This window comes from Achromobacter sp. 01N37, assembly GCF_056399725.1.
Genome location: NZ_JBFTRX010000001.1, coordinates 105,235 through 124,462, shown reverse-complemented (window position 1 = coordinate 124,462; position 19,228 = coordinate 105,235). Strand labels below are relative to the sequence as shown.

General features: G+C 64.2%; 17 protein-coding genes. 9 read left to right on the top strand and 8 right to left on the bottom strand.

Features of this window, described 5'->3' with window-relative positions; translation table 11 throughout:
- Positions 1-11: 11 nt before the first annotated feature.
- On the bottom strand, positions 12-326 hold the full coding sequence (gene clpS, locus AC1DSJ_RS00575) for an ATP-dependent Clp protease adapter ClpS (RefSeq protein ID WP_006220276.1): 315 nt from the start codon (positions 324-326) through the stop codon (positions 12-14).
- Between the two features lie 227 nt (positions 327-553).
- Between clpS and AC1DSJ_RS00570 the strand changes: the two genes are divergently transcribed.
- Positions 554-799: a cold-shock protein gene (locus tag AC1DSJ_RS00570; protein ID WP_054424977.1), complete on the top strand. Its 246-nt coding sequence runs from the start codon at positions 554-556 to the stop codon at positions 797-799.
- A gap of 91 nt (positions 800-890) precedes the next feature.
- On the top strand, positions 891-1,409 hold the full coding sequence (locus AC1DSJ_RS00565; protein WP_156336713.1) for a DUF192 domain-containing protein: 519 nt from the start codon (positions 891-893) through the stop codon (positions 1,407-1,409).
- Positions 1,410-1,522: 113 nt separating this feature from the next.
- On the opposite strand, the gene pcaF is transcribed toward AC1DSJ_RS00565, so the two are convergent.
- From pcaF to xseA, 6 genes are all read right to left on the bottom strand, one after another.
- Entirely contained in the window at positions 1,523-2,728 is a 1,206-nt protein-coding gene (gene pcaF, locus AC1DSJ_RS00560) for a 3-oxoadipyl-CoA thiolase (RefSeq protein WP_054424976.1), read from the bottom strand.
- A gap of 214 nt (positions 2,729-2,942) precedes the next feature.
- Positions 2,943-4,364 (bottom strand): chloride channel protein, encoded by a 1,422-nt coding sequence (locus AC1DSJ_RS00555; protein ID WP_346550465.1) that lies wholly within the window; start codon positions 4,362-4,364, stop codon positions 2,943-2,945.
- Between the two features lie 118 nt (positions 4,365-4,482).
- Entirely contained in the window at positions 4,483-6,189 is a 1,707-nt protein-coding gene (locus AC1DSJ_RS00550; protein WP_342065920.1) for a methyl-accepting chemotaxis protein, read from the bottom strand.
- Between the two features lie 283 nt (positions 6,190-6,472).
- The gene (sodB, locus tag AC1DSJ_RS00545; protein ID WP_006227881.1) at positions 6,473-7,051 is read right to left on the bottom strand and encodes a superoxide dismutase [Fe]; all 579 of its coding nucleotides are present in this window, start codon (positions 7,049-7,051) and stop codon (positions 6,473-6,475) included.
- A gap of 141 nt (positions 7,052-7,192) precedes the next feature.
- Complete coding sequence (locus AC1DSJ_RS00540) at positions 7,193-10,234, bottom strand: ankyrin repeat domain-containing protein (protein WP_441370773.1); 3,042 nt, start codon at positions 10,232-10,234, stop codon at positions 7,193-7,195.
- A 153-nt stretch (positions 10,235-10,387) separates the two neighbouring features.
- Positions 10,388-11,755 carry an exodeoxyribonuclease VII large subunit gene (gene xseA / locus AC1DSJ_RS00535; RefSeq protein ID WP_054424970.1) on the bottom strand — a complete coding sequence of 456 codons (1,368 nt, stop codon included), beginning with the start codon at positions 11,753-11,755 and terminating at the stop codon, positions 10,388-10,390.
- A 352-nt stretch (positions 11,756-12,107) separates the two neighbouring features.
- Between xseA and AC1DSJ_RS00530 the strand changes: the two genes are divergently transcribed.
- Genes AC1DSJ_RS00530 through lpxK form a run of 3 tightly spaced genes read left to right on the top strand, consistent with a single transcriptional unit; the run spans position 12,108 to position 14,187 of the window.
- Positions 12,108-12,731, top strand: coding sequence for a MotA/TolQ/ExbB proton channel family protein (locus AC1DSJ_RS00530; RefSeq protein WP_054424968.1), 624 nt, complete (start codon positions 12,108-12,110; stop codon positions 12,729-12,731).
- A complete protein-coding gene (locus tag AC1DSJ_RS00525) occupies positions 12,728-13,141 on the top strand; it encodes an ExbD/TolR family protein (RefSeq protein ID WP_054424966.1) in 414 nt (137 codons plus the stop codon). The genes AC1DSJ_RS00530 and AC1DSJ_RS00525 overlap by 4 nt, the downstream gene beginning before the upstream one ends.
- Positions 13,138-14,187 carry a tetraacyldisaccharide 4'-kinase gene (gene lpxK, locus AC1DSJ_RS00520; RefSeq protein ID WP_441370772.1) on the top strand — a complete coding sequence of 350 codons (1,050 nt, stop codon included), beginning with the start codon at positions 13,138-13,140 and terminating at the stop codon, positions 14,185-14,187. The genes AC1DSJ_RS00525 and lpxK overlap by 4 nt, the downstream gene beginning before the upstream one ends.
- Here lpxK and AC1DSJ_RS00515 read toward each other — a convergent pair.
- The gene (locus tag AC1DSJ_RS00515) at positions 14,184-16,433 is read right to left on the bottom strand and encodes an IgaA/UmoB family intracellular growth attenuator (protein ID WP_441370771.1); all 2,250 of its coding nucleotides are present in this window, start codon (positions 16,431-16,433) and stop codon (positions 14,184-14,186) included. The genes lpxK and AC1DSJ_RS00515 overlap by 4 nt on opposite strands.
- Before the next feature lie 194 nt (positions 16,434-16,627).
- Here AC1DSJ_RS00515 and AC1DSJ_RS00510 point away from each other — a divergent pair, with 194 nt between their 5' ends.
- The 4 genes from AC1DSJ_RS00510 to AC1DSJ_RS00495 all read left to right on the top strand — a co-directional run bounded on the left by AC1DSJ_RS00510 (position 16,628) and on the right by AC1DSJ_RS00495 (position 19,227).
- A complete protein-coding gene (locus tag AC1DSJ_RS00510; protein ID WP_054424959.1) occupies positions 16,628-16,810 on the top strand; it encodes a Trm112 family protein in 183 nt (60 codons plus the stop codon).
- Positions 16,811-16,822: 12 nt separating this feature from the next.
- The gene (gene kdsB / locus AC1DSJ_RS00505) at positions 16,823-17,587 is read left to right on the top strand and encodes a 3-deoxy-manno-octulosonate cytidylyltransferase (protein WP_441370770.1); all 765 of its coding nucleotides are present in this window, start codon (positions 16,823-16,825) and stop codon (positions 17,585-17,587) included.
- Between the two features lie 91 nt (positions 17,588-17,678).
- Positions 17,679-18,335: an adenylate kinase gene (gene adk / locus AC1DSJ_RS00500; protein ID WP_441370769.1), complete on the top strand. Its 657-nt coding sequence runs from the start codon at positions 17,679-17,681 to the stop codon at positions 18,333-18,335.
- Between the two features lie 133 nt (positions 18,336-18,468).
- Entirely contained in the window at positions 18,469-19,227 is a 759-nt protein-coding gene (locus tag AC1DSJ_RS00495) for a 3-hydroxyacyl-CoA dehydrogenase (RefSeq protein WP_054424954.1), read from the top strand.
- The last annotated feature ends 1 nt before the right edge of the window (position 19,228 follow it).

Sequence of the window (19,228 nt, the reverse complement as noted above, 5' to 3'; positions counted from 1 at the left end):
CATTCTTAGTATTAAACGGGTTCCATCACGCATTGAAGCGGGTGCTGACGCGCCCGCGCATACTGGCCCACTTGCGCAATACGGGTCGCCGCGAGGTCGCGGGGATACACCCCGCATACTCCACGCCCTTCGTGATGCACTTGCAGCATGATCCGCGTGGCCTCTTCGTGGTTCTTATTGAAAAATTTCTGCAAGACTTTCACGACGAATTCCATCGGCGTGTAGTCGTCGTTCAACAACAGCACTTGATACATCGGAGGCGGCGCGGCGCGTGCCGGTGCCTTCTCGACGGCCAAATCATGCTGGGTATCCAAGGTAGAACTCATAGGGCGGCTATTCTATTTAAACTGGGGACGCCTAACGCGCAACTTACGCAAAATTACACGCAGAAATACGTAGTTTCCATACTTGACGACACGAAGAAAAGCGGCGCATTATCAGCGCATTCTGGGGTTTTCAATTCATCGAAAATCTGCCAGGAAGCCGGAGGGGGGGACAGAGGTCTAGACCGCGATGCCCTTCTGTCAACATACGATTCAATGAGGCAGTCCGCATGTCTGATCCGACCGCAACCGCCGTCCAAGGGGACAATCCCAAATCGACGGGCACCGTCAAATGGTTCAACGATGCAAAGGGGTTTGGCTTCATTACGCCCGACGACGGCGGTGAAGATTTGTTCGCCCACTTTTCGTCCATCCAGATGAATGGTTTTAAAACCCTGAAAGAAGGCCAGAAAGTGGCCTTCGAAATTATCCAGGGGCCCAAAGGTAAACAGGCACTTAATATCACGGCTGCCTGAGTTACCCTTAAAGTGCAACGGTAAGGTTGCACCATTATCAGGCGGGGCTTTCGAGCCCCGCCTTGTTATTTTCTAATTACTGCGCCAGGCCATGCTGAAGAATGCCGAGTTGTTCCCTGTCAGTCGCACGTTGTTTAAGACAGCGTCCTCAATCGTTAAACCCGCATGGTTGAAAGCGTTATCAGCGGCGTTGGCCGCCGCCGCATTCGCACTGTCTGCCAGCGCCCACGCACAAACCGGACCGCAACCGCAATTGCCCACCACGCAACTGTCGGCGGGCATCCATATTATCCGCGCAGAAGTCGCCAATACTGACGCCACCCGCCAAAGCGGACTGATGTTCCGTAAAGAGCTGCCCGGTAACGACGGCATGCTGTTCGTGTTCGAGCAGCCCGACGTGCAGTGCTTCTGGATGCGCAACACCCTGCTGCCGCTCTCGATTGCCTTTATCGCCGACGACGGCACGATCGTCAACATCGATGACATGGCGCCCCAGACCGAAGACCCGCATTGCGCGAAGAAGCCCGTGCGCTACGCCCTGGAAATGGCCCAAGGCTGGTTCGACCAGCATGGCATCAAGGCCGGCCGGAAAATCGACGGCCTGCCCTGAACGGCCCGCTCAGAGGCGGCCACACCCTCGCCAGATACAGCAAGGGAGCCCCGCGGGGCTCCCTTTTCATTTCCGCCCCGGACGAAGCGGCGGAAAAAACAACACTTCAGGGATCAGACGCGCTCGATGATCAGCGCAATGCCTTGACCCACGCCGATGCACATCGTGCACAGTGCGTAGCGGCCGCCCGTGCGGTGCAGTTGGTTGATCGCGGTGGTGGCCAGACGCGCGCCGGAGGCGCCCAGCGGGTGACCCAGGGCGATCGCGCCGCCGTTGGGGTTCACACGCGGATCGTTGTCGGCCAGGCCCAGTTGGCGCATCACGGCCAGGCCTTGTGCGGCAAACGCTTCGTTCAGTTCGATGACGTCCATCTGGTCCAGCGTGAGGCCGGTTTGCGCCAGCACCTTCAGCGTGGCGGGCGCCGGGCCGATGCCCATGATGCGCGGCGCAACGCCAGCGGTTGCCATGCCAACCACGCGAGCGCGCGGGGTCAGGCCGTGGCGGGCGGCAGCCTTTTCGTCAGCCAGCAGCAGCGCAGCGGCGCCGTCGTTCACGCCCGACGCGTTGCCGGCCGTGACGGAACCGCCTTCACGAACCACGCCCTTCAGCTTGGCCAGCGATTCCAGGCTGGTTTCGCGCGGGTGCTCGTCCTTCGACACGACGATGGCGTCGCCCTTCTTTTGTGCGATCGAGACCGGCACGATCTCGGCATCGAACACGCCTTCTTTCTGCGCGCGAGCCGTCTTCTGCTGGCTGGCCAGCGCGAACAAGTCCTGGTCTTCGCGGCTGATCTTGAAATCGTCGGCGACGTTTTCGGCCGTTTCCGGCATGGAATCCACGCCGTACTGCGCCTTCATCAGCTTGTTGATGAAGCGCCAGCCGATCGTCGTGTCATAGATGGCGGCGTTGCGCGAAAACGCGCTGTCGGCCTTGCCCATGACGAACGGCGCACGGCTCATGCTTTCGACGCCGCCAGCCAGCATCAGGCCGGCTTCGCCGGCGCGAATGGCGCGGGCGGCGGTGCCGATGGCGTCCAGGCCCGAACCGCACAGGCGGTTGACGGTGGCGCCGGGCACTTCGATCGGCAGACCGGCCAGCAGCGTGGCCATGCGGGCGACGTTGCGGTTGTCTTCGCCAGCCTGGTTCGCGCAACCCATGATCGCGTCATCCAGTTCTTCCCATCGCACGCCGGGGTTGCGCGCTACCAGCGCCTTGATGGCGACAGCGGCCAGATCGTCGGGGCGCACCGAAGCCAGCGCGCCGCCGTAGCGGCCGAAGGGAGTGCGGATCGCATCACAAATAAAGGCATTCACGGTCATGAGAAGCTCGGAGTGAAGTGAGAAAAACGGGATCGGACGATCTTAACGCAGCGCATTTCGCGCCATATTGGTGCACGACCAGGATGTCCGCCACACGGACAGTGTCCAGTAGGTGTTCACCCTGATTGTGCACCGCGCACGCACGGCTTCGGTGCGTAATGAAGGTGCGTGGCTGTCGTTGCGCGGCTGGAGCAGCGGGCTTAGCCACGCCCCATCAGCCCGCTGACGCCTTCGCTTGCGATGCGCCCGCATCGCCCTTCGCGGCCCGGCCGGCCTCGACAATGGCTTGCCGGCGGAAGCGCCCTGCCGCCAGATGGTAGAACGGTTGCGGGCAGAACTGGCGTGACACGCCCGAGGCCAGCAGCGAGCACACCAGCAGCCAGAACAGCATCGGCTGGCTGCCCGTCATTTCCATCACCACCACGCTGGCGGTCAGCGGCGCTTGCGTGGCTGCGGCCAGAAACGCCGCCATCGACACCAGCACCAGCACGCGCTGGTCCACGCCCTCGCCCGCCAATTCCCAGATATGCTGGCCGATGCCCGCGCCCGTGGTCAGCGCGGGCGTGAAGATGCCGCCCGGAATGCCTGCCCAATAAGACGCGACGGTCGCCGCCAGTTTGGCCAGGCCGAAACCCGCCGGCGCGGTGTCTTGGCCCGACAGCAGATTGGCCGCCACGCCGTAGCCCGTGCCGTACACGGTGCCAGCGGTACACAGGCCGATCACGGCCAGAATCAGCCCCATGATGAACGCCGTCCAGATGGGATGCGTGCGTATCCAGGCGCGCCACGCGGCGGGCGCTGCCCCGGCTGCGCCCTTGCCCAGCAAGCGCGCGAAAATGCCGCCCAGCGCGCCATTGATCGCACCGCACACGACAATCCACATGACCATGCCGTGCGCCAACGGCGCGCCGCCGAACACGCCGAAGTACGGGTTGTTGCCTTGCACGGCCACCACCAGAAAGCCGGCCGCCAGCACGCCAATCAGCACCAGCCGCTGCCAGCGCAGCACCGTGCCACGGCCCAGTTCTTCAATCGCGAAAATGACGCCGGCAAGCGGCGCGTTGAAGGCAGCGGCCAGGCCGCCTGCGGCCCCTGCGGCGATCAGTTCGTTGGCGTGAAAGCCGCGCAGTTGCACGCCGCGCCGCTTCCAGAAGTCGCCCCAGGCCAGCATCAGCGCCGCGCCCACCTGCACCGATGGGCCTTCGCGGCCGATTGATGCGCCGGCCAGCATGCCGAAGAACGCCAGGGGAATTTTCCAAAGGGTTTGCAGAAGGGACACCAGACTGCTTTGGCTGGGGCCGGGCGGCAGTGACAGCGCGCCAATGACTTGAGGAATGCCGCTGCCCGCGGCATTGGGCGCGAAGCGCAGCGTCAGCCAGCGCAAAGCGGCCAGACTGAACGGCAACACAATCAAGGCCAGCCAACCGTTGTGGCCCACCCATTCGCGGTTCCAGTCCAAGGCCTTGTCGGCCAGATACGCAAAGCCCAGCGACATCAACGCCACCAAACCGGCGCCGCCCAGCAACAGCGCCATTTGCAGGCTCTTGCGTGACAGACGATTGATTTGGCGCACCTTTCGGCGCATCAGGCGGCGGACGCCGGCAGAGGTCCGGCGGAAAGAATCAGTCAGGCTCATGGGCTGCTGGCAGACGGCGGAAAGTGGCTAACCTTACCATTCCAACCTGACCCGCAGCTCAAAAACCGAGACAAAACGAGCACGGCGAATCCGCCGCCGCGCTCGTTCTGCCACCGGCTTAGAAGGTCGACCAGTCGTCGTCCGACGCGTTGGCCAGCGCGGGGCGCGCTTGCGACGGGCGTGCCGTCGATGCCGCCGGTTTCCTCGTCACGACCGGCACGGCCTGCACCAGGCGGGCTTGTGCATGGCCTGCCGAACCGCTGCTGGCGTCGACCTTGAAGCGGCGCACTTCCTGCGCCAGTCGGCCGGCCTGCTCTTGCATGCTGGCCGCAGCCGCCGCCGCTTCTTCCACCAGCGCCGCGTTCTGCTGCGTCACGGTGTCCATCTGCGCCACGGCCTGGTTCACCTGGCCGATGCCGGACGATTGCTCTTCCGACGCGCTGGCAATTTCGCGCACCAGAATTGCCACCTGACGCACGCTGTCGACCACTTCCCGCATGGTGCGTCCGGCTTCATCGACCTGACGCGTGCCGCCTTCAACGCGCGTGGCCGATTCATCGATCAAGGCCTTGATTTCCTTGGCGGCCACGGCCGAGCGTTGCGCCAAGGTGCGCACTTCGCCTGCCACCACAGCAAAGCCACGGCCCTGCTCGCCCGCACGCGCGGCTTCTACGGCAGCGTTAAGCGCCAGGATGTTGGTCTGGAACGCAATACCGTCGATCACACCGGTGATATCGGCGATGCGGCGCGAGCTGTCGGAAATGGCGCTCATGGTCTGCACGACGCCTTCAACCACCTCACCGCCACGCACGGCAACACTGGACGCCTGCGTGACCAGACGGTCGGCTTCGCTGGCGTTGTTGGCGTTCTGCTGCACGGTGCTCGTCAGCTCTTCCATCGACGCGGCGGTTTCTTCCAACGACGACGCCTGCTCTTCCGTGCGTTGCGACAAGTCGGAGTTGCCTTGCGCGATCTGCGACGAGGCCGAGGCGATGCTCTCACAGCCGTCACGCACATCAGCAACGATGCGGGCCAGGCTTTCGTTCATGGCCTTGAGCGCGCTCATCAGCTCGCCCGTTTCGTCGCGCGTGGCGACCTGGATATCTGTCGTGAGGTCGCCTGCGGCAACCTGGCGCGCGGCCGATACCGCTTGCTGCAACGGACGCACGATGCCGCGCGTCACCAGCCAGCCCAGCAGCATGCCAATTGCCACGCCCATCACGGCCAGCACGATCATGATCAAGCGCACGGTGTCGTACAGATTCGTGGCTTGGTCGACGGACTGCGCCGTGGACTTTTCCTTGCCCACGGCCAGGTCGGTCATCAAGTCATCAAGCTTTTGCGACGACGCAATGACGCGCTTTTCGATCTCGAGCACCTTCGGGTCCGTTTGCGTCATCGACTGCGATTTCGCTGCCGCGAAGAACGCTTCAGACTCACGCTTCCAGACCTGCTCGGTCTCCACGAACTGGGCCAGCAGGCGCTTGCCGTCTTCTTCATGGAAGTTCTTTGCGGCCTTCTCACGCAGCACGACCATGTTCTTTACCGCATCGTCAAACTGCTTCTTCAACGCCTGACGATCCTGCTCGGTGGTGGCGGCCAGATAGCCGCTGCGGGCGCGGCCCGCGTAGATCAGGTTGATATTGGCTTCTTTCAGATCCGATATGCCACGCAGCTCGGTGTCATACAGCCGATCATTCAATTCATTGATCCGAGACAGCCCCCAAACGCCGAACGCCCCGATCGCGCCGCCGATCAGCGCCACAAGCAAAAACGCGCCCGACAGGCGCGCCCCAATGCGCAAGCCCGAAAATAACCGCAACATGCTTCCCTTCCCTGTAGATACCCCGGTTTATGGCGGGCAAGCCGCAGTCCTGGGCCCCGTGGTTCAGTCTCAGACCGATGGCAACAATAGCGGGACGAAATCCTAGGGAGAACCCTAAAGAAAAGGGTGTTTCTTCGTCATTTCTTCGCAATGAATTCGACAATCGACAGGTTTTTGTCAGCTGAATTTTTCCTGAACGAAAAAAAGAAAACCCCTTGCGGTTCGCAAGGGGTTTGGTCGGGGGCCGCGACGCAAGGGCCGCGGCGTCGCCCCGCTTTACCGATCAGGCAAAGTTCTTGGCGGCGAACTCCCAGTTCACCAAGGCCCAGAAGTTTTCCAGATACTTGGGACGCGCGTTGCGGTAGTCGATGTAGTACGCGTGTTCCCAGACATCACAGGTGAGCAGCGGCTTGTCGGCCGTGGTCAGCGGGGTAGCAGCGTTGCTGGTGTTGACGATGTCAACCGAACCATCCGCCTTCTTGACCAGCCAGGTCCAGCCCGAACCGAAGTTGCCGGCTGCCGACTTGTTGAACGCTTCCTTGAAAGCGTCGAAGCTGCCCCACTTGGCGTTGATGGCGTCAGCCAGCTTGCCCGAGGGTGCGCCGCCGGCCTTGGGGGCCAGGCTGTTCCAGTAGAACGTGTGGTTCCAGATTTGAGCGGCGTTGTTGAAAATGCCACCCGAGGACTTCTTCACGATGTCTTCCAGCGACAGCGTTTCGAATTCCGTACCCGGGATCAGGTTGTTCAGGTTCGTGACGTACGTCTGGTGATGCTTACCGTAGTGGAACTCCAGCGTTTCCTTGGAGATGTGCGGAGCCAGCGCGTCCAGTTCGTAAGGCAGGGGGGGAAGAGTATGTGCCATGTGTTGGTTCCTTCTGTTGAGTGCACGATCAAGCCGTTCAATTGTATCGGCAACTAATGAGGATACCTTGTTAAACCCGCGCCCGTGCGGGGTTAACGGATGCATGTGCTTATGCGATGGCGCGCATTGATTTTGTAAACGCTACTCTTTCTCGTATCGCAGTTCCCTGCCCGCGCTGGACTCCACCAGCGCGCCGTCTTTGTGCCGCGTGAACGTCTTGTGCATCGGCGTGCCGGCGGCCGATTCAGGCACCTCGACATCGATGCGGATGGCGCGTGCGCCGGCATCAATCTTGCTGATATCGACCGGATGCCAGCGCGCCCCCGATGGCAGCGGCAGGAACACGGACAAGGCCTTCAACGTACCCGGCGCGATCGGCGCCGTGACTCCATCCGCGCCTTCCGAGGAGCGCGGCCCGCCGCCATAGTCGGCATCCGTTGACGACATCGCCACATCGATTTTGACGGGACGGTCGCGGTAGTACACGCGCACAGTCAGGGGATCGGCGCTTGCCGCCCCCGACTCGGCATGCACCGCCGCGATGGGGGAATCCGGTTGTATCGGCGGCGTGTCCAGGAACACCTTCTTGCCGTCGCTGCGCCACGTGCCGCGCGCCGAGATATCGACCGCGCCGTAGCTCATGATGTAGTCGAAGCTGCCATCATGCGACAACAACAATTCGCTGCCCACTTCCCGCACGCCACGCAGTGAGTAGTGGCCAGGCAAACCGGAAGCATCGGTGGATTTGCTGGCGGCTTTGGCGCTGCCACGCGGCGCTGGCGCGGGCGGTGCGCACGTGGCAGTCAATGACACGCCAGCGTCTTGCAAGACCTTTGCGAACGCGGGCGCAGACTGGCACGCCAGCGTGTACGAAAACGTTTGCCCCGGCGGCGCAGACGCATTGTCGAAACGGGCATGGTGACGCGCCAGCAAGGCCAGCATGCGGGGCTGCCCCGTTTCCAGCGCCACCCAAGCCGGGCTGCGGCCCGCCGCGTCAGCCAAATCCGGCTGCGCGCCCGCGCTCAACATCGCGTGGGCCAGGTCTTCGCGGCCCAGCTCGATGGCGGCGATCAAGGGCGTTTGGCCATTGTCGAGCACCGCGTCCAATGCCCCGTGCGACGCCTGCACCCATTGCAGCATGGGCACGACTTCACCCTGCCGCGCCACGATCAACTGCCGGCTGTGCAGCAACTGCGACACGATGCGTTGCGGCAACGGCGCGGCGTCGCGCGCGCACGCGCCCTGCTCGCCCGTAAAGCCCGCCGCCCGCAATTGCGCAAAGACCCCCGGCTTGTCCAACAGATTGAGCTCGCCGCGTTCCGGCACGCACGCGTCCGCGATGCGTTGCCCCGTGGCCTGACTGACCCGCTGCACCAGCGCCATGTCGCCCGAGGCCACTGCCGCGTTCAACAAGGCATACCGCGCGGGCGCGCGCGGCAGGCGCGGGTCGTCCAGCTTGGCGCCTGCGCGCAGCAGACGATCCAGCATCGCGGTGTCCTGCCGGCCAATCAACCAATACAAGGCGCTTTCGCCATTGGGCGCCAGGCCAGCCGGGTCAACACGCTTGGCCAGCAAGGCGTCGACGACCGGCGCCTGGCCGGAGGTGGCGGCCAATATCAACAGGGGCGTGGGGTCGCCGGCGCTGTCGCGCGGCAGTTCGATGGACGCGCCTGCGTCGATCAGCATCAAGGCCAGCGCCGTGTCGCGGTTCTCGAGCGCACGACGAATGGCGTTCGCCCCCAACGACTTCAAATCGAATCCGGCATCGGCGAACTGCCGCAGCGTGGCCGCGTCCCCGGTCTCAAGGGCGACATCCACTGCCGACTTCACGTCGTAGCCGTCACGCTTGACGCGCGGGTCCGCCCCCGCCGCCAGCAGCAGCTTGACGGCATCAGGCTTGCGGGCCTGGACGGCTTCGGCCAGCGGCGTGTTGCCATACTCATCGAGCGGATCGCCGTCCACGGCTGCACCCAATTCCAGCAGGCGTTGCAGCGTCTTCACGTCACCCTGCCGCGCGGCAAGATTCATGATCGGCCGCGCCTGCATTTCCAACTTCGTGAACACCATGGCGCTGCCTCGCGTCTGCGGGCCATGCTGCGTAAACGGCATGCCTTTACGCAGCAATTGCGCGGCAATGTCGGGGTGGCCACCTGCCACCGCGGCTTGTGCGGCGTCCAGCCAGACGTCGCGCCCGCCGGTTTCGCCGTAGCTCGTTGCGGAAATATGGCGCGGGCCCAACTCCATCAGCACGGGTACCGCGCCGGCGTTACCCAGGTAGGCCGCCAACGCCAATGCGGTCAGGCCGTCTTCATAGGCGGGCTTGCTGCCGGTTGCGGCCAAGGCTTTCAAGGGCGCGGCGCCTTCGGTCAATTCCACCATCGGCCCCCACGCCAGGTAGTTCGCCACGTCAGGTTCGAAATCCGCAAAGGGCTTGGCCGCGCCGGCCTTGAACAAGGCCAGCACCATCTGCGTCATCGACGCGCGATCCACCATGCGCGGCAGATACGTCATGCGCACGGCAAATTCAAAATCGCGGTTCAGCAGGAAATCCAAAGGCGTGCGGTTTTCATCGCCGCGCTGGTTTGGCTTTGCGCCAGCGGCAAGCAGGCTGTCCATGATCTCGGGCGTGCCATACAGCAAGGCCAGATGAAGAGGCGGCCGACGCGATTCGTAGGTGACGTCATCCAGCGCGGGCTTCGTGGCCAGCAGCGCGGCCAGCATGCGGGTGCGGGCCGGCAAGATCGCCTGATACGCCTTGCGGATATTGGCGGCGTCTTCCGGCGTGATGCTCCAGTACACGTCTTTGGCGCGCAAGGCGCGCGGCGGCATCAGCAAGGCATGCAGCAGCGGAATGCCATCCAGGGCGTAGTTGCCGGGATGATCCACCGCAGGCAGCGCGGCAAGGAACGCGTCGGCGTCGCTTGCACGGACGGCGGCAAACAGCGCCTGCGTTTGCGGCGTATCGGCGGTTTTGTATTCGCGGTAAAGCGATTCGCAGTCGCAGGGTTTGCTTGGAGGCTGGTCCGCCACTTGTTGGGCTTTACTGGATTCCACGGCGCTCGGGTCGACCTTTACGCTTTCAGAGGCAGCCGCTTCGGCCTGTGCGAATACCGGGGGCCCCATCGCGATTGCCGCGCCGGCCAGAACGCCGGTTATCCAAGCCTTGCTTGCCTTGTGCTGCATCGCGTCGCCTTAGAGTGCGTCGTAAAGTCAGTGCGTTGAAAAGACAGTGCGTTGAAAAGACAGTGCGTTGAAAAGTCAGTGCATTGAAAAGTCAGTGGGTCGAACAGCCCGTGGGTCGCGGATTACTGGGCCGGGTTCAACCCGACGACAGTGTCAGCCGGGGTCGCGCGTCTTGCGGGTTTGCTGAACTTCAACCTGGGCGCCGCCTTGCGCAAAGCTCAGGTCCAGCGCTTGGCCCGCCGCCAAGGCAGACGCGTCGCGCACGATACGGCCATCGGCGTCGCGCGCAATGGCGTAACCGCGCGACAAGGTGTTGCCGGGGTCCAGCGCACGCAGTTGAGCGGAGGCTGCCGCCAGCCGGTTACGGCCTTGGACAAGCAGACGCGCATGCGCCTGACCGAGCTGGCGCGTGGCGCTGGCCAGGCGATCGGCCGCGCGGCCGGTATCAGGCACGCGATGCGTCAAACGTTGCGCCAGCAGATTGACGCGCGCCGTGCGCCGGCCTTGCGGACCCGACCACGCAGACGCCAACCGGAAGCGCAGGCCATTCAACCGTTCGCGCTGATGCTCAAGCCGTTGCGCGGGCGACACCAGCTGGCCCGACGCGCGGTCCAGCCGCTGCGCGGCACGCTCCAGCCGGCGTTGCTGGCCTCGCACCATGGTCTGAGCCGATTGCATGACCCGGCCCATCAATTCTGATCGGGGCACGCAAGCCAGTTCGGCGGCGGCAGTGGGCGTGGGTGCACGCACGTCCGCCACGAAATCCACAATGGTGAAGTCGGTTTCGTGGCCGACGCCACTGATCACGGGAATGTCGCTGGCCGCGACCTGACGCGCCAGATCTTCGTCGTTAAAGCTCCACAGGTCTTCGATGCTGCCCCCGCCGCGCACCAGCAGCAGCGTGTCAACTTCGGCACGCTCGTTGGCCAGGCGGACCTGGGCGGCGAGCCTGCCGGCCGCGTCCGCCCCCTGAACCGGGGCCGGATAGATGATGACGGGCACCTGGGGCGCACGCCGGGCCAGCGCCGACAACACATCGCGCAGCGCCGCGGCGTGCAGCGAGGTAATCACCCCGATAGCGCGCGGCAGCCGGACGGGCTCGCGCTTGCGGGCAGGATCGAACAGGCCTTCAGAGGCCAATTGCTCTTTCAGCCGCAGAAATGCTTCATATAGATTGCCCAGCCCGGCGCGCCGCATGGCGTCGGCCTGCAACTGGTAGTCGCCCCGGGGCTCGTACAGCGACACCCTGGCCCGAATTTCGACCTGGTCGCCAGCGCGCGGCACGAAACCCACTGCACTGGCGCGGCTTCGGAACATGACTGCCCGCACCGAGGCCCGGCTGTCCTTGAGCGTGAAGTACCAATGCCCGGATGCCGCCTGCGTGAAGTTGGAAATCTCTCCGCGCACCCATAACGCCGGGATGCTGCGCTCCAACAACTGCCCCACTGCTTGGTTTAGCTGGGCAACTGTCAGGATATCCCGCGTGAATGCGTTGTTTGTGACTGCAAATTCAATTGTCATGGGGCTTTCCGATGCGTACCTGTCCACAGGGCATACGTAGCGGGCCGCAATGATACCGCGTTCACAGATTTTTGCAGCGGCGGCCCTGACAGCCAATAAATTCCGCACAAGGTACTGATTTTTATAGGATTTTTATAAAAACTCAGTTGCGCTCAATTGAAGCAAACAAGCGCCAGCCCCGTGCCCACAAGCGTTTCGGCAGAGTTTTACACAGAATTATCCACAACTTCTGTGGATAATTCCGGCGCTTGTCCGCCTTGCCACAAGCCCGCCGCGCCGTTACAGTTTCGTCTTGATCAGACGTCTGCACGCGCCGTCCTGCGCGCCCGGATTCCCCCAGGAGTTGAACGCTTTGCTATCCATTCTGCGCGAGGCCGGCTGGCCTATCTGGCCCCTGCTGGCCACCTCCGTGCTGGGTCTGGCGCTGATCTTCGAGCGCTTCCTGTCGCTGCGCCGCAGCCTGATCCTGCCGCGTGGCCTGAATGAACAGGTCGCCGACATGCTGCGCAATCATCAGGACACCCCGGAATCCATCAACCGGCTGGAACGCAATTCCCCGCTGGGCCGCGTGCTGGCTGAGGTGATGCGTCACCGTCATCTGCCCCGCGAAGAACTGCGCAACGTGGTCGAAGACACGGGCCGCGCCGTTGCGCACGACCTTAGCCGCTACATCCCCGCCATCGGCACAATTGCCGTGGTGGCGCCGCTGATGGGCCTGTTCGGCACCGTCGTCGGCATGATCGAAATCTTTGGCTCTTACACCCCTGGCGGCGGCGACCCGGCGCAATTGGCCCGCGGGATCTCGATGGCGCTGTACAACACCGGCTTTGGCATCCTGATCGCCATTCCCGCCATGATCGCGCACCGTTACCTGCGCAGCCGCGTCGACGGTTATCTAAGCGCCATGGAGCAATCCGCGTCGCGCCTGGTGCGCGCCGTGTCGTCGCATTCTGCGGCCCGCGAGGGGCGTTCATGAATTTCCGCGGCTCACGGGGTGATCGCGACGAGCTGGACATCAACCTGATTCCGCTCATCGACGTTTTGCTGGTCATCCTGATCTTCCTGGCGGCCACCACGTCGTTCGCACGCTTCACGCAGCTGAAAGTGACGCTGCCGCAAGCCTCGTCCGAGCAAGACACCCCGCCCGCATTGGAAGTGGCCGTCAGCCAGGATGGGCGGTATGCGTTGAACGGCACGCTCATCGACGTGTCCACGCCGCCCGAAATCGCCGACGCGCTGCGTCAGGCCGCCGCCGGCAAGCCCGATGCGCTGGTGGTCATCAATGCCGACGCCCAAGCCACCCATCAATCCGTGATCAACATCATGGAAGCCGCCCGCCTGGCGGGCATCGGCCGCGTCAACTTCGCCGCCCAGACCACCCGGTGAGCAATCCGCGTTCGTCCCCTTCGCTGCTGGCCCGCCAGTGGCAGCATGGCGGCTGGCTGTCGACCTTGCTGCTGCCGCTGTCCGCCTTGACCGCGTGGGCAGTGGCGCGCAAGCGCGCCGCTTATCTCAGCGGCGCCAAACCCAGCTACCGCGCCCCCGTGCCGGTGGTGGTGGTGGGCAACGTCTACGTCGGCGGCACGGGCAAGACGCCCATGGTCATCGCCACCGTTGAAGGCCTGCGCGCACGTGGCTATACGCCGGGCGTCGTCAGCCGGGGGTACGGCGTAAAGATCGGCCCCGACGCGCGCGTGGGGGCCGGCGCGCTGGAAGCGGCCCGTTTTGGTGATGAACCCGCATTGATCGCCCGCGCCTCGGGCGCCCCCATTTCCGTACACCCCAAGCGCGCACTGGCGGCGCAGGCCTTGTTGAAGGCCCACCCCGAGGTCGATGTCATCGTCTCTGACGACGGCCTGCAACATCTGGCGCTGGCCCGGGACATTGAAATCGTGGTGCAGGACGCGCGCGGCGTGGGCAACGGGCGTTTGTTGCCCGCCGGCCCCTTGCGCGAACCCGCCAGCCGTTTGCAGGATGTGGATGTGGTGGTGACGAACATTGGCACGGCGGACGGCCGGCCGGCCAACACCGGCAATGGCCGGCCCCGCCAGGTGCGAATGTGGCTGGAACCGGGCGATACGCGTCAGATCGAAACGGGCGCCACGCGCCCCTTGTCTGCTTATGCCGGGCAGCCCCGCATCGCGGCGGCCGCCGGCATTGGCAACCCGGAACGCTTCTTCACGACGCTGCGTGCAGCAGGCATCACGTTGGACACGACCCTGTCCCTGCCCGACCACCACGCTTACGCCGAGTCCCCCTTCGGTACGCTGGCAGCCGACACCATCCTGGTCACGTCGAAGGACGCCATCAAGTGCGCCGCCTTGCACGACGCGCGTTTGTGGGAAGTGCCGGTCGCGGCCGCGTTTTCAGACCCGGGTTTGTTTGATTGGCTGGCGCAGGCTATGCGCCAGCCCGCCCGCGTCCAGCGTTAAAAGAACGCGGATTTCGCGGCGCTGCGGCGTTGTGCGTATTCCAGCAGGGCTGTCTCGCGCATGGACGCGGCGCGCTTGCGCATCACGGCTAACGGCGCATGCACCAGCACCAGCAATGCGGCAAGCAGCAGCCACGCCATGCGTGCGGCAGACGGCCACGGGTTGTCCAGGCTGCGCGTGGCGTCGATGGTGATTTCTGACGCGCCGGACGCGTCGCTGCCCACGTGCACAACCAGGCCGTTAACCGAGAACGGCATGGCGCCTTCCGGCGAAAACATGCGCTTTTGCTGTTCCCACGCAGCCAGCGGGTCGTTCATGCCGCTGTGCTTGAGATCGGGCAACGCAGCATGCGGGCCAGGCAACACTTGCAGCACCACCCCGCCCCGTTGCGATGCCATCGCCAGTCCGGACGCCCGGTCCAACGCTGCCCTGACTGCGGGTTCCGCACTGGCTCGCGCGCGGCTCTGCACCGCCTTGATCGAAGGGGACAGCATCACGCCTTCGTCGTTACGGCCCTTGGCGGTGAACGTGCCCGCTTCCGCAAGCTTCAGCAGTTCCAGCCAGGATTCCGGCTCTTCCCTGGCCAGCATGATGTTTTCCACAAATTCATGCTTCAGCGCGTCGCACGCGGAGATCGCGTCGCCCGATGCCGATTCACACGCCGCCTCGATGCCCTGCACCGTCTTGGTCAACCCGATCACGTTCGCCGCCGTGACCGATCGCGCGCTGTAGAGCGCCATCGGGTCATTGCGTGATTGCCCCAGCGCCTGGCTGCGGATCAACATATCCATCATCGGGTTGGGCTTGGTTTTCAGGAACGCACCGGTGTACAGCCGCAGCAGTGGCTCGTCGACGGCCAGCGGGGCGAGTGTGGGCGGGCTGCCCTCCCAGCGCAGTTGGCTGCAATCGAACGCCACCCGGTTCACGGCTTCGTCAGACTGCAATTCGCAACGCGCGCTTCCCCGCAGCGACACGACCGTGCCGACCGCCGGCAGATCCTTGGCCAACGCGGCGGCCGAATCAAACTGCTGCGGTTGCGCGCCGCGTACCCAGGCGCTGGTGAGTGCGGCGTCGCCGTTCAAATTGTCTGCAGTCAGCAACAACGCCCCGCCCGCCAACAGGCCCACGAGCGTCAGCGTGGCGTGCCTGCCCCAGAATACGCGCGGAAACAGGCGCTGCTCTTCGTCCAGCGAGTAGTTGCTGTCCATGCGCACGACGGAGTAATCCTGCACCCGCATGTCGACGTCGATGCGGCCGTCGTCGGGCAAAGTCATCGTGCTGCGCCAATGGTCGGGCAGCTTGATGGGCAACTTGTCGCCCAGGAAAAGCTGCGTTGACACGGCCTGCGAGTTTTCAGGGTTGGTCAGCACGATGACATTGAGCTCGCCGCGCGCCCGATTCACTTTCTGCGGCGCATCGGGCTGGCGGCGGCGCCAGGTCAGCCACAGGGCCAGCACCGCCAACGCAGCCGCGGCGCCCGCGAACGCCACGCCGACATCCGCCGCCGTTATCGCCAAGCCGATAAAAGCCAACAGCCACACCATGGCAATCCAGAACGCGATACCCGGCCGTTGGCGCTCGGCGATTTCGGCGGGCGTTTCGTCGCGCTGGTTCAGAATGTCCACGCGCACGGCCTCGGCAAGGTCATGCTCGGAAGCCTTGCCTGCCGGCGTGCCGGTGGGGCGATCTGTGTGCAGCTCGGCCTGCGGCTCAGGCGTGTCCAAAGGCGCCACATCCTGCAACGCCCCGATTTTTCCGCTGGCCCATTGCTGGTCCTGCTTCTGGCGGCGCTGTTCGCGCTCGCGCCCGCCGGCAAGGTCGAACTCGCCGTTCAAGGCGACGACGATGGCGAATTTCTCGGTCATCACGACTTCGGCCACATTGTCTTCGCGCAGGAAGTCGCGGGCGTCATAGGGCAGCACCACGTCCACGCCACCCAGGGTGTCATGCATGGTGGACCCGCCCTGGCCAGTCTCAAGACCGTGCCGCACGAACGCCCCCTTGAGCGGGAAAACGCTGTCATTGACCAGGCTGGCCGTCTTCTTGGGATTCGCGGGCGACACCAGGAACGGCTGCACCATGGCGGCTTCTTGCGCCGACAACGTCCGCAACGCCTGACCTTCATGTTTGAGTTCGCGCAGCGCCCCCTTGTTATCGCTGCGCCGCATCATGTACGTAATCCAGCTGATCAGTGACCACACCAGAATGATCAGCATCAACCCCAGTTTGAGGGTGTTGGAATCCATCTCGCTACTTTCCCTTTGCGTAGAAACGCGGCGGATCATAGCGGGGATGCGTCCCGAATTTTGAAAATGCCGATTCAATTCATGACATTAATTAACCAAACGAGTAAGGACGGCGTTTGCAGACCCGCAAAAATCGGACTTCTCCCAGGACGTGCCGGTCCATCCGCTACCTAAACTGTTTTAGAATCGCGGTCATGGAATCCCGACTTCTCGACATCCTCGTCTGCCCCTTGTGCAAGGGCCGCCTCGAACACGACCGCCAGCAAGCCGAACTGGTTTGCCGCGCCGACCGCCTGGCCTTCCCGCTGCGCGACGGCATCCCCGTCATGCTTGAGTCCGAAGCGCGCGCGCTGGACGACGCCCCCGCTGCCCACTGACACGCCGCTACCGTGAGCTTCATCGCCCTGATCCCGGCGCGTACCGCCTCGACCCGCCTGCCCGACAAACCGCTTGCCGACATCGCCGGCAAGCCGATGGTCGTGCGCACCGCCGAGCGCGCCGCCCTGTCGGAAGCGTCGCAATTGTTCATCGCGACCGACGACGTCCGCGTCCAGGCGGCCGTGCAAGCCCATGGCCTGACCGCCCTGATGACGCGCAGTGACCACCCCACCGGCACCGACCGGCTGGCGGAAGCGGTGGACCAGCTGGGCTTGCCCGATGACGCCATCGTGGTGAACGTGCAGGGCGACGAACCGCTGATCGAACCCGAACTCATCGACGCCGTCGCGGCCAAGCTCCAGGCTTGCCCCGAGGCCGATATCGCCACCTGCGCCTGCCCGCTGGCCGACGCCGAGGCGCTGTTCAACCCGAATGTCGTAAAGCTCGTCTGCGCCACCGACGACCGCGCGCTGTATTTCTCGCGCGCCCCCATCCCCTGGGCCCGCGACGCGCTGGCTTCGGGCGAACGCGTGCTGGCCGACGGCCTGCCCGCCTGGCATCACATCGGGCTGTATGCCTACCGCGTGTCATTCCTGCGCCGCTTCCCGACCCTGCCGCAAGGCGTGCTGGAACGGTTCGAGTCGCTGGAACAACTGCGCGCCATGGAACATGGCCATCAAATCGTCGTACACCGGGCGTCCAGCCCTCCCGCAGCAGGGGTAGATACCCCGGCGGATCTGGAACGCGTCCGGCTGATCTACAGCAAACAGATGTAAGGGTTATTTCGCATGGCGCAGCCCCGCATTGGCTGCTGCGTTGCGGCATAATCCCCCGGATCACAAAAAATAAACCCCATCAGGAGCACTCATGCGTCTTATCTTGCTCGGACCCCCCGGCGCCGGCAAAGGCACCCAGGCCGCGTTTCTCACCCAACACTTCGGCATTCCTCAAATCTCCACCGGCGACATGCTGCGAGCCGCGGTGAAGGCAGGCACGCCGCTGGGTATTGAAGCCAAAAAGGTCATGGATGCCGGCGGTCTGGTTTCCGACGAGATCATCATCGGCCTGGTTCAAGACCGCCTGAAGCAGCCTGACTGCGCCAGCGGCTACCTGTTCGACGGTTTCCCCCGCACCATCCCGCAAGCCAATGCGCTCAAGAGCGCTGGCGTCAAGCTGGACTACGTGGTGGAAATTGAAGTTCCCGAAGAAGACATCATCGAACGCATGAGCGGCCGCCGCGTGCACCAGCCCAGCGGCCGCAGCTACCACGTCCGCTTCAACCCGCCCAAGGTTGAAGGCAAGGACGACGTCACCGGCGAAGACCTGATCCAGCGCGACGATGATCGCGAAGAAACGGTGCGCCATCGCCTGTCCGTGTACCGCGAACAAACCCGTCCGCTGGTCGATTACTACTCGACCTGGGCGCAGCAAAGCGCCGCCGAAGCCCCCAAGTACCGCAAGATTTCGGGCGTGGGCGCTGTCGACGAAATCAAGTCGCGCCTGTTCGAAGCCGTCAAGAGCTGATTGGCGCCTTGATGGCCAAAGGCCTTCGGCGCCGGCTGGACGCATTGCGCTCCGGCACCGGCCCGAAGGCCTTGTCGCATTCGGCGCCTGCCGCGCCGCACAACTTCCCTTGAACTGATCTGGTGGTAGAGACATGGAAATCGCGAACAAGGTATTCATCGTTACGGGCGGCGCGTCCGGCCTGGGTGCAGGCACCGTGCGCATGCTGGTGGAAAATGGCGCCAAGGTCGTCATCGCCGACGTGCAGGACGAGCCCGGCCAGGCCTTGGCCAAGGAACTGGGCCAGCGCTACGTGCATTGCGACGTGACGCAGGAAGCCGACGGCAAGAGCGCCGTTGCCGCTGCCCTGGAACTGGGCTCGCTGTTCGGCCTGGTGAACTGCGCGGGCGTCGCGCCCGCCGCCAAGATCGTGGGCAAGAACGGCGCGCACCCGCTGGACCTGTTCCAGAAGGTCGTGTCGATCAACCTGATCGGCAGCTTCAACATGATGCGTCTGGCCGCTGAAGCCATGAGCGCCAACACGCCCGAGCCCACCGGCGAACGCGGCGTGATGATCAATACGGCATCGGTTGCCGCCTTCGACGGCCAGATCGGCCAGGCGGCTTATGCCGCGTCGAAGGCCGGTGTCGCCGGCATGACCCTGCCGATCGCCCGCGATCTGGCCAAGACGGGCATCCGCTGCATGACCATCGCCCCGGGCATCTTCGGCACGCCGATGATTTTCGGCATGCCGCAGGAAGTGCAGGATTCGCTGGCCGCCAGCATCCCCTTCCCCGCCCGTTTGGGCCGGCCGGAAGACTACGCCAAGCTGGTCTACAGCATCGTCACGAACGATATGCTGAATGGCGAAACGATTCGTCTGGACGGCGCCATCCGCATGCCGCCGAAGTGAT

Coding starts and splice junctions, on each gene's coding strand:
- clpS (WP_006220276.1), bottom strand. CDS start 326: ATGAGTTCTACCTTGGATACCCAGCATGATTTGGCCGTCGAGAAGGCA.
- AC1DSJ_RS00570 (WP_054424977.1), top strand. CDS start 554: ATGTCTGATCCGACCGCAACCGCCGTCCAAGGGGACAATCCCAAATCG.
- AC1DSJ_RS00565 (WP_156336713.1), top strand. CDS start 891: ATGCTGAAGAATGCCGAGTTGTTCCCTGTCAGTCGCACGTTGTTTAAG.
- pcaF (WP_054424976.1), bottom strand. CDS start 2,728: ATGACCGTGAATGCCTTTATTTGTGATGCGATCCGCACTCCCTTCGGC.
- AC1DSJ_RS00555 (WP_346550465.1), bottom strand. CDS start 4,364: ATGAGCCTGACTGATTCTTTCCGCCGGACCTCTGCCGGCGTCCGCCGC.
- AC1DSJ_RS00550 (WP_342065920.1), bottom strand. CDS start 6,189: ATGTTGCGGTTATTTTCGGGCTTGCGCATTGGGGCGCGCCTGTCGGGC.
- sodB (WP_006227881.1), bottom strand. CDS start 7,051: ATGGCACATACTCTTCCCCCCCTGCCTTACGAACTGGACGCGCTGGCT.
- AC1DSJ_RS00540 (WP_441370773.1), bottom strand. CDS start 10,234: ATGCAGCACAAGGCAAGCAAGGCTTGGATAACCGGCGTTCTGGCCGGC.
- xseA (WP_054424970.1), bottom strand. CDS start 11,755: ATGACAATTGAATTTGCAGTCACAAACAACGCATTCACGCGGGATATC.
- AC1DSJ_RS00525 (WP_054424966.1), top strand. CDS start 12,728: ATGAATTTCCGCGGCTCACGGGGTGATCGCGACGAGCTGGACATCAAC.
- AC1DSJ_RS00515 (WP_441370771.1), bottom strand. CDS start 16,433: ATGGATTCCAACACCCTCAAACTGGGGTTGATGCTGATCATTCTGGTG.
- AC1DSJ_RS00510 (WP_054424959.1), top strand. CDS start 16,628: ATGGAATCCCGACTTCTCGACATCCTCGTCTGCCCCTTGTGCAAGGGC.
- adk (WP_441370769.1), top strand. CDS start 17,679: ATGCGTCTTATCTTGCTCGGACCCCCCGGCGCCGGCAAAGGCACCCAG.
- AC1DSJ_RS00495 (WP_054424954.1), top strand. CDS start 18,469: ATGGAAATCGCGAACAAGGTATTCATCGTTACGGGCGGCGCGTCCGGC.